At 53.0% G+C, this 14,973-nt stretch carries 13 protein-coding genes; all 13 read left to right on the forward strand.

Annotated features, from left to right (window positions below; genetic code table 11):
* Nucleotides 1-26 precede the first annotated feature (26 nt).
* Complete coding sequence (locus PHU49_07075) at nt 27-368, forward strand: P-II family nitrogen regulator (protein ID MDD5243764.1); 342 nt, start codon at nt 27-29, stop codon at nt 366-368.
* A gap of 460 nt (nt 369-828) precedes the next feature.
* Entirely contained in the window at nt 829-2,319 is a 1,491-nt protein-coding gene (glnA, locus tag PHU49_07080; protein ID MDD5243765.1) for a type I glutamate--ammonia ligase, read from the forward strand.
* Between the two features lie 116 nt (nt 2,320-2,435).
* Nucleotides 2,436-3,233, forward strand: a complete 798-nt coding sequence (locus PHU49_07085; GenBank protein ID MDD5243766.1) for a type 1 glutamine amidotransferase — start codon at nt 2,436-2,438, stop codon at nt 3,231-3,233.
* 9 nt (nt 3,234-3,242) lie between these two features.
* Nucleotides 3,243-3,731: a hydrogenase iron-sulfur subunit gene (locus PHU49_07090; protein MDD5243767.1), complete on the forward strand. Its 489-nt coding sequence runs from the start codon at nt 3,243-3,245 to the stop codon at nt 3,729-3,731.
* Nucleotides 3,732-3,877: 146 nt separating this feature from the next.
* On the forward strand, nt 3,878-4,552 hold the full coding sequence (locus PHU49_07095) for a methylenetetrahydrofolate reductase C-terminal domain-containing protein (GenBank protein ID MDD5243768.1): 675 nt from the start codon (nt 3,878-3,880) through the stop codon (nt 4,550-4,552).
* Nucleotides 4,542-5,474 (forward strand): methylenetetrahydrofolate reductase, encoded by a 933-nt coding sequence (locus PHU49_07100; GenBank protein MDD5243769.1) that lies wholly within the window; start codon nt 4,542-4,544, stop codon nt 5,472-5,474. Before PHU49_07095 ends, PHU49_07100 begins: the two co-directional genes overlap by 11 nt.
* A 4-nt stretch (nt 5,475-5,478) precedes the next feature.
* Nucleotides 5,479-6,861: a glutamate synthase-related protein gene (locus PHU49_07105; GenBank protein MDD5243770.1), complete on the forward strand. Its 1,383-nt coding sequence runs from the start codon at nt 5,479-5,481 to the stop codon at nt 6,859-6,861.
* Entirely contained in the window at nt 6,862-8,376 is a 1,515-nt protein-coding gene (locus PHU49_07110; GenBank protein MDD5243771.1) for a glutamate synthase-related protein, read from the forward strand. It abuts the gene before it with no gap.
* A gap of 144 nt (nt 8,377-8,520) precedes the next feature.
* On the forward strand, nt 8,521-11,223 hold the full coding sequence (locus PHU49_07115; GenBank protein MDD5243772.1) for a hypothetical protein: 2,703 nt from the start codon (nt 8,521-8,523) through the stop codon (nt 11,221-11,223).
* A gap of 16 nt (nt 11,224-11,239) precedes the next feature.
* The gene (locus PHU49_07120; GenBank protein ID MDD5243773.1) at nt 11,240-11,779 is read left to right on the forward strand and encodes a 4Fe-4S dicluster domain-containing protein; all 540 of its coding nucleotides are present in this window, start codon (nt 11,240-11,242) and stop codon (nt 11,777-11,779) included.
* A 207-nt stretch (nt 11,780-11,986) separates the two neighbouring features.
* A complete protein-coding gene (locus tag PHU49_07125) occupies nt 11,987-12,841 on the forward strand; it encodes a heterodisulfide reductase-related iron-sulfur binding cluster (protein MDD5243774.1) in 855 nt (284 codons plus the stop codon).
* Nucleotides 12,842-12,851: 10 nt separating this feature from the next.
* Nucleotides 12,852-13,268, forward strand: coding sequence for a hypothetical protein (locus tag PHU49_07130; protein MDD5243775.1), 417 nt, complete (start codon nt 12,852-12,854; stop codon nt 13,266-13,268).
* An 89-nt stretch (nt 13,269-13,357) separates the two neighbouring features.
* Nucleotides 13,358-14,973 (forward strand): FAD-dependent oxidoreductase (locus tag PHU49_07135; protein ID MDD5243776.1); only part of this gene is annotated, 1,616 nt, incomplete at its 3' end.

Here is a 14,973-nt window from a genome sequence, read left to right on the forward strand (position 1 = left end):
CGATCCTGGAATAAGGGGGAAAAACCATGAAACTAATAATAGCAATAATCAAACCGGATAGATTGGAAGCAGTAAAAGAGGAACTTTATAAGGCAGAGGTGAATCTCATCACTGTGAACGAAGTCCTAGGCCACGGCCGTCAGATGGGTGTGGCAGAGGTATACCGCGGGGTCAGGGAGATGGGTAATCTTCTGCGAAAGATCCGTCTCGAGATTGCCGTCAACGAGAATTTCGTGGAACCGACGATCAACGCCATCATAAAGGGCGCACAGACCGGCAATATCGGGGACGGGAAGATATTCGTCCTCGACCTCGTTGAATGTATACGAATCCGTACGGAAGAACGCGGAGGAGAAGCGATCGGATAATGAAAAACCGTATATGCGTAAACGCGTAAACGCGAAGAAACTGAAACTGCGAAGCATAGGAACAAGAGCAAAAGGAGACTTAGGTTGAAACGCATCCGCGCTTGCACGCATATACGCATCCACGGTTTTATAGTAATATTTTTATTTGCAATTTGATCTGATATGTAATAAGATAATGGTGCACATTGAGGTGCAATCTTATATCCCTCATCGACCTTCGAGGGAATCATTAAAATCCTGAACAACGCGGTTCAAAAAGTCAACGTCTTAGACTAAAAGTTTAGCCTTAAAAACCTTTAGAGAGGTGACACATGGCAAGCATTGATAGTTTAAGATACTTTCCGGTGGTCAAGATAGTCCCCACCAGCATGTTTGGTGAGGGACACTGCACGGTCAGCTGGACCGTATCAACAAGTATTTAGAAAACAGGGAATAACAAGATATATATGAGGAGACAGCGATGAAAGAGGTGAAGAAAGAAAAGACATCGTTTCGGTGGAACGGAGCAGCAACATCAGCAGACATTGACAACGTGACCCGCCTGATAAAAAAGAACAATATCCAGATCGTTGACCTCAAATTTAACGACCTGCCCGGTTTATGGCAGCATTTTTCTATTCCCACGGCAGAATTGACCGAGATTGATGACCCGATGACGAGCATCTGGGAAGAAGGGATCGGTTTCGACGGTTCCTCCATAAGGGGTTTCCAGAAGATCCAGGAATCGGATATGATACTCCTTCCTGATCCCAAGACAGCCGTTGTAGACCCTGTTTGCGAGATACCGACGTTGAGCATCCTCTGTGATATCTATGACCCCATTACCAAGAAACCCTATACACGGGATCCGCGTTACGTGGGGAAAAAGGCGGAGGCGTTCCTGAAGACAACGGGTTTCGCCGATACAAGCTTTTATGGCCCTGAATACGAGTTCTTTCTCTTTAATGACATCCGTTTCGACCAGACGGAGAATTGCGGCTACTACTTTATCGACTCCGATGAGGGTGAATGGAATTCAGGGAGGGACGAGAGACCAAACCTCGGATACAAGCCACGATACAAAGAAGGGTATTTCCCGGTCCCACCCCACGACTCGATCCAGGACCTGCGGAGCAAGATAACCCTGAAGATGCTGGAGACTGACATTAAAGTGGAGGTCCACCACCATGAAGTGGCAACCGCCGGACAGTGCGAGATCGACATGAAGTTCGGCTCCCTTGTCAAGATGGCAGACCAGTGCCTCATGTATAAATACATCGTGAAGAACATGGCTAAACAGAACAACATGGTGGCGACGTTCATGCCCAAGCCCCTCTTCGGGGACAACGGTTCGGGCATGCACACCCACATATCCCTCTGGAACAAGGGCGAAAACGTTTTCTACGACGCGAAGGGATACGCGGGGATCAGCAAACTGGGCAGGTATGCAATCGGCGGCCTCCTTAAACACGCACCGGCCCTCCTGGCATTCTGCGCGCCGACCACAAATTCATACAAGAGGCTCGTCCCCGGTTATGAGGCCCCTGTCAATCTTGTCTATTCAGCACGGAACCGCTCCGCGGCAGTCAGGATACCTATGTACTCCGAAAACCCCAAGGCCAAAAGGATCGAGTTCAGACCGCCGGATGCGACCTGCAACCCGTACCTTTCCTTCTCGGCGATACTCATGGCCTGTCTCGACGGCATCATCAGCAAGATCGACCCTGGTGAACCGACAGACGTCAACACCTATCACCTCCCGCCCGAGGAGGCGGCAAAGATACCTACAGTCCCGGGTTCACTCGATGAGTCCATTGCCGCCCTTGAAAAAGACCATGAGTTCTTACTGCGAGGGGGCGTCTTTACAAAGGATGTTATTGATGTATGGATCGAGTACAAGCGTGAGGCAGAGATAGACCCGGTGCGTCTTCGTCCGCACCCATATGAATTCTATCTCTATTTTGATATGTAAGAAGAAATAAACCCCTGTTCCCTTGGCAACCCCCACACCACGCATTCCGCTCAAGGGGATAGGGGTCCCTCCCCGCAGGGGGAAGAGCAGTGCAACGGTATGTATGGAGCCTTTTAATGGAGAACAAGATCCTCATAGTCAAACACGTGGAGCACGAAGGACCCGGGCTGATCGCGGACGTGCTTCACTCTGACGGGTGGGGGCTCGAGACCGTTGAGCTTGGAAAAGGGGAGACTCTGCCTGGAGACCTCCGGGAGATAGCTGCCGTCATCGTCCTTGGCGGGCCCATGAATGTCTATGAGATCGACAGGTTTCCCTTCCTGGATGATGAAGAAAAGCTCATCCGGAAGGCCATTGTTGAAGAGGTCCCGTTCCTTGGTATCTGTCTCGGCGCCCAACTTCTGGCAAAGACCTGTGGCGTAAAGGTTTACAAATCAGAGGTAAGGGAGATAGGATGGTATACAGTCAAAACAACAAAGGGAGGTAAAAGGGATATACTTTTCAGGGATGTCCCGGAACGTATGACCGTATTCCAGTGGCACGAAGATACCTTTGAGATACCCGATGGCGGCATATTACTGGCAACAGGAAGACCCTGTAAAAACCAGGCATTTAAGATAGGAAGCAACGCGTATGGTCTCCAGTTCCACATTGAAGTTACATCTGACATGGTCCGGAGGTGGATGGAGGATGAAAAGGATGAAAATGCCGCAAAGAAAACACTCAGTGACACGGCGAAAATAGAAGAAGTCTTTTTGAAACAGGCAGGACAGCTTTTGAATAATTTTAAACAGATTGTCGAATCATCGTTGCGGATCAGGAATGTAATAGATATCTTTATAGAAGATGGAAAACGATCTCAAAGGGAGAAACGTCCCTTGTGGTGGGACAGAAAAGGACATGTATTTACGTGAGGATTGATTATGGATCAGAAAACAGCAGGATTGAATATTACCATATTTTTTTGTCAGCAACTGGATACCGATCAGGACAAAAACAGACGTTCCCTTGAGAAGGAGCTTGGTTCGCGGATCAGGTTTTTCCCCCTCCCGTGCAGCGGCCGGATAGACCCTCTTCACCTCCTGCGGGCGCTCGAGTCAGGCGCGGATATGGTCTACCTGATTACCTGCCCCGAAGGCGCCTGCCGTTACCGCGAAGGGAACCTGCGCGCCTGGAAGCGCGTCCGGTATGCACGAAAGCTGATCGAAGAGATCGGGCTCGAAGGGACGCGTATAGAACTGATAACCGGGACGGCGGCAACCCCTGTCACGATCGACGAAGTGGCGCGGGAACTGCTTGCACGCGAAGCTGTCGTCGGCGTCTCACCGGTAAGAAATAGCGGAAAGCATGGAGCGGAGAGCGGAGAGCATGGAGCGGAGAGCGAAGAGCATGGAGCAGAGAGTAAAGAGTAAAGAGCGAAAAGAAGAATATAGGTCTTATAGGACTTATTGGACCTATAATATTTTTTTAGCGAGTTCACGAGCGAGAGGGGGAGGCTCCGGCAGCTTTGCTGCTGGAGGGGGCGACGCAAGCCCCATTAACTAAAAGGAGTAAAGAAATGATTACTGCGGAAAGAAAACCCATGGCTGAGATCAAAGCAATGCTTGAGCCTTACAGGAAGATCCTTGTGGTAGGCTGCGGATCCTGCGTTGCCGAATGCGCCTCCGGCGGGGAAAAGGAGGTCGGGCTCCTCGCGTCGGCGCTCCGCATGGACGCGCAGATGGAGGGACGAACGATAGAAGTACAGGAGATGACCCTTGACCGCCAGTGCGTCTATGAATTTATCGACAAGCTTACAGGCGTTGTGGACAGATACGACGTGGTCCTTTCTCTCGGCTGCGGGGCAGGCGTCCAGGCAGTGGCAGAGGTATTCCCCGACGCATTTATCGTCCCTGCCCTGAACACGACATTTATCGGCGAGACAAAGGAGCCGGGGGTTTGGATAGAAAACTGCCGTGCCTGCGGCGACTGCAAGCTCGGTTATTTCGCGGCCGTCTGTCCTGTCACGCGCTGCGCGAAGGGACTTTTCAACGGGCCTTGCGGCGGCTCAAAGAACGGCGTCTGCGAAGTCGACCCCGACACTCCCTGCGCGTGGCAGTTGATCGTGGAACGCCTTGAAAAGGCAGGCCGCACCGACCTCCTGGAGGCCTTTTATCCTCCTGCGGACTGGTCAAAACAACAGGGGAAAGGACCCAGGAAAATACAAAGGGAGGACCAGAGAAGTGAAAGTTGACAGCAACCTGAAAAACGTTCTTACAAAAGACATCTTTGCCGTTACCGCCGAATGCGGTCCTCCGAAAGGGGCCGATCCGGGGATCATACAGAAGAAGGGCGATATCCTTAAGGACTATACGGACAGCGTCAATGTGACGGATAACCAGACCGGGGTCGTCCGCCTCTCCAGTATGGCAGCGTGCGCTATCCTCAGACAAGGAGGCCTCGACCCTGTCCTCCAGATGGTAACACGCGACCGGAACCGCATAGCCCTCCAGTCGGATATACTGGGGGCGTCAGCGCTCGGCATCAGGAATATCCTCTGCCTGTCAGGGGACCATCAATCCTTCGGGAACCAGCAGCAGGCAAAGGGTGTATTTGATATCGATTCCGTTCAATTGATCCACACAGTGCGGCAGATGAGGGATTTGGGGCAGATCATCGGCGGCGAGGCGCTTTCGGAACCGCCAAAGCTCTTTATCGGCGCTGTGGCAAACCCCTTCGCTGATCCCTTCGACTACCGGGTCATTCGCCTGGGCAAAAAGGTCGCGGCAGGGGCCGAATTCATCCAGACCCAGTGTATCTATAACCTGAAACGCTTCAAAGAATGGATGGAACAGGTCCGCGAAAGGGGCCTCGACAAAAAGGTCTACATCCTCGGCGGTGTGACACCGCTGAAATCGGCCCGTATGGCTGAATACATGAGCAAGCAGGTAGCGGGCATGGACGTCCCTGACGATATCATCGACCGGATGAAAGGTGTCGAACCGAAGGAACAGCGCCGGGAAGGCATAAAGATAGCCGTCGAGACCATTATGGCACTGAAATATATGGAAGGGGTTCACGGCGTCCATATCATGGCCATTGAATGGGAAGATATTGTCCCACAGATCGTGGAAGAGGCCGGGCTTTATCCCAGGCCAAAGATCTCAGAGGAGTAATGTCATGCCCCCTAAATATCATATTGCGACCTCGCAGTCACCGAACCGCTTTCAGAAGATAACCCGCTCCGGTATTATCGCCTGGGAAGAAGGATGCCTGAAATGTGCCCGCTGCGTAAAAAAAGACTGTGTCTACCAGGTATATGAGAAACGAAACCTTGATAACCGTCAGATGCTCGATTCCCTTGACAGTGTTTGCATGGACTGTTTCCGTTGCGTCCAGAACTGTCCCAACAGGCTCATCCATAAAGGCCTTAACCCCTCCTATAAGGTATTGGGCGATCATTACTGGACACCGGAGATCATATCAAATCTCTGGTTCCAGGCAGAGAGCGGCCGCATACCGGTTTCAGGCGCAGGTTACGGCGGACCGTTCTCCGGCCCCGGCTTCGATGCCATGTGGACGGATATGTCCGAGATCGTCCGGCCCACAAGGGACGGCATACACGGGCGCGAATATATAAGCACCACCGTCGACATCGGCCGCAAGGTCGTGGCACTCGAACTCGGTCCTGACGGGGATATCACCTCTTCGGCGCCGCCGCTCGTCGAGATCCCCCTGCCGGTCATCTTCGATATGCTGCCATGGTCTCCTCCGGGGGATAACATTCCGCTTTCGTTCCTCTATGGAGCAAGGGCTCTCGGCACATTCGCGATCGTCAGGCAGTCAGGTCTCAATCCCGTGATAAGGGAATTCCTCCCCCACGCGATCATCTATGTTGACGGCAACCCCGATGACCTGGGTGCACAACTGCTCGGTTCCGTTCGGATCATCGAGATCCCCAATGGAGAAGACGCAATAACCCTGCAGAACAGGTTCAAGTCAATAAACCCTGAGCTCATCGTCATCATAAGGCTGCGTCTCGGTTCGAAGACCCCGGAACAGGCGCTTGCACTCACTGCTCAGGGCGCTGAGGCGCTTCATTGCGTCGCTGACGAATACGGGCTCGAAGAAGGCAGCGATCCACTATTCATCAAAGAACGGATGAAAGAGGTACACCTTCATCTCGTGGATAAAGGCGTCAGGGACCAGATCACGCTCATCGGAGGCGGCGGTGTGGCAATGGCGGAACACATGGCGAAACTCATCATCTGCGGCGCCGATGCCCTTACAATCGATATACCGCTCCTCGTGGCAATGGAGTGCAGGGTATGCAGGCGGTGCAAAGAAGGGATCACATGTCCCGTTGAACTTGACAGCGTCGATCCCCTGTGGGGTTCGGTCCGTATCACGAACCTGATGGCCGGGTGGCACAGCCAGCTCCTTGAAATACTCGGCGCAATGGGCATCCGTGAGGTAAGGCGCCTCCGGGGTGAGATGGGACGCGCGATGTTCTTTGAGGACCTCGAACGGGAGACCTTCTCTGCAATGGGCAAAAGGGGTTAAATGATGGATCACTTCCAATTTCCTGAGATAAAAAAGGCTCCAAGCCGGTTCCGCAACGCCCTCGGTAAATACCGCGTCACTATAACCAGGGCATGCACCAATTGCGGATTGTGTGTGGAACTCTGTCCCTACGGTGTATACCAGGCCGGTTCAAAACGACCGAAGGCATCCTGCGACCACCTGTGCATCGGGCCTTCCTGTTCAAAAAACGATTTCTATTGCGTGGACCGCTGTCCTGAGAAGGCGATCCATATCCGTTCCAACCCGACCTTCGAAGTGCTGGGCGACAGGCGCTGGCCTGCCGAGCTTCTTGCCGGCACATGGCATATGGCCGAAACCGGCGCTATTCCGCATCAGGACCTGAACTATAAGACAGGTAATTCAGGCGGCGGTTTTGACAAGATACGCTTTGTCTTCCCGGGAAAAAACGGGACCGGAAAAACAGGTACAAATGACGATATCTCCACTGCCATTGAATTGAACCGTTCCGGCGATTCCCGTCCCAGGATCACCATCCCCGTGCCTCTCTATCTTGGAGGTATGTCTTTCGGCTCTGTAAGCATCGTGACGATGCTCTCCCGCGTAAGGGCCGCGGTGGCCCTCAATACCTTCTGCTGCACCGGTGAAGGCGGCTACCCTGAAGAGCTGATGGACTACGATGACCACATCATTACACAGGTCGCGACGGGTCTTTTCGGCGTACGGGAAGAGACGATCAAGCGCGTCCGTATCGTGGAATTCAAATACGCACAGGGCGCAAAACCGGGACTCGGCGGACATCTCCTCGGTGACAAGGTAACCCCCCGCGTGGCACAGATGCGTGAAGCAGTGGCGGGAAGCGCACTGTTCTCTCCGTTCCCGTTCCACAGCGTGTATTCCGTCGAGGACCATAAAAAACACGTGGACTGGATCAAGGAGACAAACCGGAAGGCCCTCGTATCCGTCAAGGTATCGACGCCGACTGACGTCGATATGGTTGTTGTAGGCAGCTACTATGCAGGGGCGCACATTGTCCAGCTCGACGGCAGCTACGGCGGAACCGGCGCTGCGCCTGATATTGCGAAGAAAAATATCGCCATGCCCATTGAGTACGCCCTGCCGAAGGTCCACAAGTTCCTCCTCGAAGAAGGGATCAGGGACAAGATAACGATTATCGCGAGCGGCGGCATCCGGTCGGCATATGATATGGCAAAGATCATCGCCATGGGGGCAGACGGGGTTTGTCTCGGAACAGCGGATCTGGTGGCGCTCGAATGTATCCGCTGCCATCACTGCGAGTCGGGACGAGGTTGCGCACGCGGCATTGCCACGACCGACGAAGAACTCACCGGTCTTATGGAGCTTGAATGGGGCACACAGCGCATCATCAACATGTACAGCACCTGGCGTGCCCAGCTTGTCAATATCCTCAAACGGCTTGGTATGGGAAGCGTCACAGAGCTTGTGGGCCGCTTCGACGTCCTTGCCCATATGGACTATATAAAAGAGGAAGAGATAGAAGGAGAACTGGACTGAACGTGAAAGGTGAAAAGGAGTGTTGTATGGTGGAAGAAGGACATAGCTCAGGGTCGAAGCAGAAAGTAAACAGTAAGAAGTGCTTTAACCTTTTACTTTTCACGTTTCACTTTTCACGACTTAATAAAAAAGGAATAACGTAACATGAAAAACAGAACTTACTCACAGTCTATTATCGATTCCCGTTATCATCTCCGGGACGGAGCGGAGGCGAGTGGCCGTCCGCGCGTGGATGCCGAAGAAGGCGGCTGCGGCGTCACGGGATTTGCCTGCAATATACCGGTGAGCGGGCGGCATATCTTCGAACCCTCGGTCCAGATGCATAACCGCGGCAATGGCAAGGGAGGTGGATTGGCAGCGGTAGGTCTCACACCTTCAAAGCTGGGAGTTGATCAAAAGACGCTCGATGAGGATTTCCTCCTCCAGGTCGCGCTCCTTGACGAAACAGTGCTGCCGGAGATGGAAGAGCGGTTTATCCGTCCCTGCTTCAGGGTCGACCACGAGGCGTTCATCGATACCGTCGATGATTACAGGGATATCCCCGGGCTTGAGATAAAACCACCGGCAGTGAAGCGCTACTTTGTCCGCGTAAGACCGGAGGCCCTTGCCTGTTTCCTGAAAGAAAGAAACCTCGGGATACTCCCCGAAGACAAGGTCGAAGAGGAATTCATCTATCAGAACACCTATCGGCTCAACCTCGCCCTTTACAGCTCCCTCGGTGAGAAACGGGCCTTTGTCCTTTCTCACGGCAGGGACATGATGATACTCAAGATCGTCGGCTACGCCGAACAGGTCGCACAGTATTATAAACTTGATAATTTCAACGCCCATATCTGGATTGCCCATCAGCGCTACCCGACCAAGGGCCGTGTATGGCATCCGGGAGGCGCCCACCCGTTCATCGGGCTCGACGAAGCCCTGGTGCATAACGGGGACTTCGCCAATTACTATTCTGTTACAGAATATCTCAAACAGAGGAATATCTACCCGCTTTTCCTTACCGATACCGAGGTATCGGTGCAGATCTTCGACCTCCTGAACAGGGTCTACGGGTATCCCCTCGAGTACATCATCGAGGCGCTGGCACCGACTGCTGAGATGGACTTTGACCACCTGCCGGAGGAAAAACAGCGGATCTATCGCCAGATCCAGGCTGCCCATATCCACGGATCACCTGACGGGCCGTGGTTTTTCATCATTGCCCGCACAGACGTGAAGAACAGGCAGCACCAGCTCATCGGCATTACCGATACAGCCATGCTGAGACCGCAGGTCTTTGCGATCCAGAAAGGCGACGTTGAGATAGGACTGATCTGCTCTGAAAAACAGGCAATCGACGCGACCCTCGAGAGCCTCGCGAAGGAAGACCCGCGCTTCGGCACCATTGCCGACCATTACTGGAACGCCCGCGGCGGGAGCTATACGGACGGCGGGGCCTTCATCTTTACGGTCGGTGGGTCCGGCAACGGGCGTAAGAGCCTCACCTGCAGCGACAAGTTCGGCAGGCAGATCGATGTGCCCCGCAATCAGAGGCCATGTGATTTTACGAAGAAACTTCCCACTGTAAAACTTGAGAGCACCTTTCAGGCGGACTTAAGAAAAGAACTGGAAGAAGGAGATGTCGAAGGACTCTTTTCATCACTTACAAAAGCTCTGCCGAAATGGGATTACAGCCGCACAGGCTCAGTTGTCGCCAGGCTGAAGGACATCGCGAAAGATGACGGGCTGAAAGGGGATGTGATCCAACTCCTCACGCTCCTTCTTGACCGCCATTACCCGACAGGAAAAAAGAGGCGCCGTTCGATCCTCCAGATGATAACGGGCACGCTCAATTCCATATTCAACGCCGTCCCTATCCTGGATGGCAAACCAGCCGGGTACTACGGACGGATAAACTTTGAAAAAAGACAGGGCCTTCGTCCGCCTTTTCCAGGCGAAGAGGTTCTCGTTGCGGATGCCGGCGGATTCCCCCCGGAGGGAGACGACTCCTTCGCGTACCTCATCTCAGAGGCATACAGGCTGGGCTGGAAGCGATTCATCTGTTTCGGCCAGCGCGGCCAGCGCTTTCTTGGCTGTGGTCTCGGGCCTGACACGCAGGGGGTTCGCATCGATGCATACGACTCGACCGGCGACTATCTCGCGTCAGGGATCGATGGTCTTGAGATATATGTCCATGGCAATGCGCAGGACCAGCTCGGACAGATCCTGAAACGCGGAAAACTTGTTGTATACGGCGACGTGGGACAGACCTTCATGTACGGGGCAAAAGGCGGCGAGGTCTATGTACTCGGCAATGCCGCGGGGCGCCCCCTCATCAATGCCGCGGGAAGACCACGGGTCATTATCAACGGCACCGCACTTGACTTCCTCGCGGAATCCTTTATGGCAGGAGATCCCTATAATGGAGGCGGTTTCGTTATCGTAAACGGTTTGACCTTTGATGACCGCGGACGGATCATCCCGCAGGATACCCCTTATCCCGGATCAAACCTCTTCTCTCTCGCATCGGGCGGGGCCATATTTGTCAGGGACCCTTATGATAAGATCGTTCCTGAACAGTTAAACGGCGGACAGATATTGCCCTTCGATGAACGCGACTGGGAGCTTATCCTGCCCTATCTGAAAGAAAACGAACGCCTCTTCGGCATCTCTATCAACAGGCACCTGCTCACCGTGGACGGCAAACGCCGGAAACCCGGGGAGGTCTATCGTACCATCGGCGCCGTAAAGCTGTCGGTGCTCGCGAGCAGCTCTATGTCTATGAATGAGGAGTGGGTGACAGGAAAGAGCATCGAAGGGACGCCCGATATTTTATTTCATCACAACCTGAACTATAATAAGATATAATAATCTTGAGGACTCCATGGATAATCTCGATTTCCTGCATGAGGTAGAGAAAGCTACAGGAGAAAAGGTATCAACCTGTTATCAATGCTGTAAATGCACTACAGGCTGCCCGGTTGTAGCCGACATGGATATCTATCCCCACAGGATCATACGGTATATCATCCTTGGCAACAGGGACAGGGTACTCGGATCAAAGACGATCTGGACATGCCTCCAATGTGTCACCTGCAGCGTGCGGTGTCCGAACGATATAGATGTTGCCCGCGTTTTTGATGCCCTCAGAAAAACCTCGGTACAAGAAGGGAGGGCGGCAGAAAATGATACGTGGCGCTTTGACGAGATCTTTCTCGAAAGCGTTCAGAGGCACGGCAGGCTCCACGAAATAGAAACGATCCTCCATTATAAACTCGACAAAAAAGACCTTTTCAGTGACTCAAAGATGGGTATGGGCATGTTGATGAAAGGCAGGTTGGGACTGCTCCCCCACAATATCAAAGACAGGAAGGGAATGAAGGAGATCTTTAAAAAGATAGAGGGTAAGAAGGTGAGAGGGTGAGAGGGTGAGCATGCTTAAATCCGAAATCCTAATTTCTAAATTCGAAACAAGCACAAATGTTCAAAATATTAATTTGTCAAAAATATTAGAAAATTTGAATTTAGGATTTGTTTCGGATTTAGGATTTCGTGCTTCGATATTAAATATGGATACGGTGGATCAAACTTTAATGGCTATTCCCATTCAGTGCAGGAGAGAGATTCATTGATGACATTAACCTATTATCCCGGTTGTTCGCTGAAGACGTCGAGCCGGTTCTATGAGGAATCGTTCAAGGCCGTCTTCTCTTTTTTCGGCATCGAACACAAGGAGCTTGAGGACTGGTCATGCTGCGGCGCCTCCGCGGCACATACGATTGATGAACGGCTCGGTTATGCGCTTGCCGCCAGGAACCTTGCCCTCGCCGAACGCGAAGGGCGTCAACTCTTCGCTCCCTGTTCGGCCTGCTACAACCGCTCATTGATAACGAACAAAGGCATCCGCGAGAACGGCGAACTGCGGGAAGAGATCAATAAAGCCCTCTATCCCCTTCAATGCACCGGCACCGTGGAGGTGAAAAATATCATCGATGTGCTGCATGACCACGTGGGCATCGAAACGATCGCGCAACGGATCGCCTATGATCTCTCCTCGATCAGGGTCGTTCCCTATTACGGGTGCGTCCTGACACGGATCATGAAGATGGATGCCTTCGACGATAAAGAAGATCCGACGAGCATGGACAGTCTCATCTGGTCTTCCGGAGCGGAGCTTGTAAACTGGCCATACAAGATGGAATGCTGCGGCGCAAGCAAAACCCTTACCAACAAGGATATGACGCTCAAGCTGTCGGCTAAGATCATGGATATGGCCCTTTCCTTAGGGGCAGATGCTGTTGTAACCCCCTGCCCTCTCTGCCAGATGAACCTTGACCTCCTGCCCTATCTCGGCAGGAAGGATAGGAACCTGCCTGTGCTCTTCCTCACCGAGATTCTTGAACTGGCGCTCTTCGGCACACTGAAAGGAACGGGATCGCATATCATTCCGGTTGATGAAATTGTGAAGAAGGTGAAAAAGCAGTGAATGGTGAATAGTGAATAGTAAACCAACAGAGACAATTCAGCACAACCTTTCCAATACACAGATGTCCTACGGTGAGGTGGTGGAAAAACTTGATTTTATAGGAACACATGATCCCGAAGGTGTGGAGCGATTGAAAAGGCTCCTGGATAGAAAAGACACGCTCAGCGCGGGGAACGTATACGGGGAGCGTTTCACGGACAGGCAGTTCTTTCTTGTCTTTACGCCCCTCCTTGACGCTGCCTTTGAGAGGGCAAAGCTGCTGGAGGCATTGCCGGAACAGGGAGAGACCATACCTGTCCTGTCGGAAAGGCTTGGCATGGGAAAGGAAAGGATATTCAATCACCTCAAGGAACTTATACGGAAGAACCTCGTTGAGATGGCAGGACATCGGGACAGGGACGCGATCTTCCGGAGGAAAAGGATATGAAACCGAATAAAATCCGTAAGGCATTAGGCGTCAGGCGGTTTAGCCCCTTACGACTCACGACTTACGACTTACGAAAGGTTATTTAAGTTATGACAGAAAAGGTCGGTAAGGTTCTCGTGATTGGCGGCGGTATAGCCGGTATGGAGGCATCGCTCAATCTTGTCGATGCCGGATACAGGGTATACCTCGTCGATGAAAAACCAAATATCGGCGGCAAGATGTCGCAGCTCGACAAGACATTCCCCACCAACGACTGCTCGATGTGCATCATGGCGCCAAAGCTCGTAGAGGTAGGACGGAACCCGAATATCGAACTCCTCATGAATTCTGAGGTAACAGCCCTCGAAGGCATGCCTGGCAACTTTATTGTCACGTTGAAACGGAGGCCCAGGAGGGTGCTGCCTGATAAGTGCACATCCTGCGCGCTCTGCGCCCCCAGCTGTCCCCTTGAGGTAGGCAGCGATTATAATATGGGGATGTCACAAAGGAGCGCCGCATATCTTAATTTCCCCCAGGCAATCCCCTCTACCTACATGATAGACAGGGAGATAGCGCCGTGCATCAATCGCTGTCCTGTCAACCTCAACGCACGGGATTACGTGGGACTCATCGCTGAAGGGAGGTTTCTCGACGCCCTTGACCTCATCAGGGAAAGGCTCCCCTTCCCCGGCATCATCGGCCGCATATGCAACCACCCCTGTGAGGATGAATGCCTGCGGGGCAGAAAGGTGGATCAGCCTGTTGCGATATGCGCCCTGAAAAGGTTCGTTGCCGACTACGAGGTCGGAAAGAGGGAAATACCCGTCCCGGAAACCGGGGAAGCAAAAAAGGAAAATGTAGCAATCATAGGAGGAGGGCCCGCAGGGCTCGCATGCGCCATTGAACTGAGAAAGGCAGGATATGGCGTAACGGTCTTCGAAGCACATGATAAACTCGGCGGCATGCTCTATCTCGGTATCCCGGCATACCGGCTGCCGAAAGATGAACTGGCACGTGAGGTCTCCATCGTAGAAAAGATGGGCATAACGGTACGATACAATACGGTGGTGGGGAAAGACATATCGATCAATGAGATCCGGGACACCCATGACGCCCTCTTTGTAAGCCCCGGCGCCCACGGCAGCAGGAACCTCGGCATTGCGAACGAGGAGACCGGGGGTATCATCAACGGGATAGAGTTCCTGCGGAGGATCAATAAAAATGAACCCGTAGAACTTGGCAATACCGTCCTTGTCATCGGCGGCGGCAACGTTGCTATCGATGTTGCGCTCACGGCAAAAAGGGTCGGCGCAAAGGAAGTGCACATGGCATGTCTTGAGAGTTGGGACGAGATGCCGGCCCATACATGGGAGATCCGGCAGGCCCTTGATGAAGGCATCATGATCCATACGTCCTGGGGACCAAAAGAGATCGTAATATCCGGTGACGGCTGCGCGACGGGCATCGACTGCAAACGGTGCGTATCGGTATTTGATGAAGACGGGCGGTTCAATCCCTGCTACGAGGACTCAACGACAAGGTACTTCAATGCCGACACGATCATCCTTGCCATCGGACAGGCCATCGATACGGGATTCCTCGCAGACATGCAGGACATCGAGCGGCACAGGGACGGCACGATCAAGGTAGACCCCGTCACCCTCCGGACGTCCGTTGAGGGTATCTTCGCGGGCGGAGACGCCGCAACAGGACCGAGGATGGCGAT

It is taken from the genome of Syntrophorhabdaceae bacterium (assembly GCA_028713955.1).
Lineage (GTDB): Bacteria > Desulfobacterota > Syntrophorhabdia > Syntrophorhabdales > Syntrophorhabdaceae > UBA5609.

Excerpts from the sequence above, each read along its gene's own strand:
- PHU49_07110 (MDD5243771.1), top strand. The coding sequence starts at position 6,862 with ATGATGGATCACTTCCAATTTCCTGAGATAAAAAAGGCTCCAAGCCGG.
- PHU49_07090 (MDD5243767.1), top strand. The coding sequence starts at position 3,243 with ATGGATCAGAAAACAGCAGGATTGAATATTACCATATTTTTTTGTCAG.
- PHU49_07105 (MDD5243770.1), top strand. The coding sequence starts at position 5,479 with ATGCCCCCTAAATATCATATTGCGACCTCGCAGTCACCGAACCGCTTT.
- PHU49_07095 (MDD5243768.1), top strand. The coding sequence starts at position 3,878 with ATGATTACTGCGGAAAGAAAACCCATGGCTGAGATCAAAGCAATGCTT.
- glnA (MDD5243765.1), top strand. The coding sequence starts at position 829 with ATGAAAGAGGTGAAGAAAGAAAAGACATCGTTTCGGTGGAACGGAGCA.
- PHU49_07085 (MDD5243766.1), top strand. The coding sequence starts at position 2,436 with ATGGAGAACAAGATCCTCATAGTCAAACACGTGGAGCACGAAGGACCC.
- PHU49_07075 (MDD5243764.1), top strand. The coding sequence starts at position 27 with ATGAAACTAATAATAGCAATAATCAAACCGGATAGATTGGAAGCAGTA.
- PHU49_07120 (MDD5243773.1), top strand. The coding sequence starts at position 11,240 with ATGGATAATCTCGATTTCCTGCATGAGGTAGAGAAAGCTACAGGAGAA.
- PHU49_07115 (MDD5243772.1), top strand. The coding sequence starts at position 8,521 with ATGAAAAACAGAACTTACTCACAGTCTATTATCGATTCCCGTTATCAT.
- PHU49_07125 (MDD5243774.1), top strand. The coding sequence starts at position 11,987 with ATGACATTAACCTATTATCCCGGTTGTTCGCTGAAGACGTCGAGCCGG.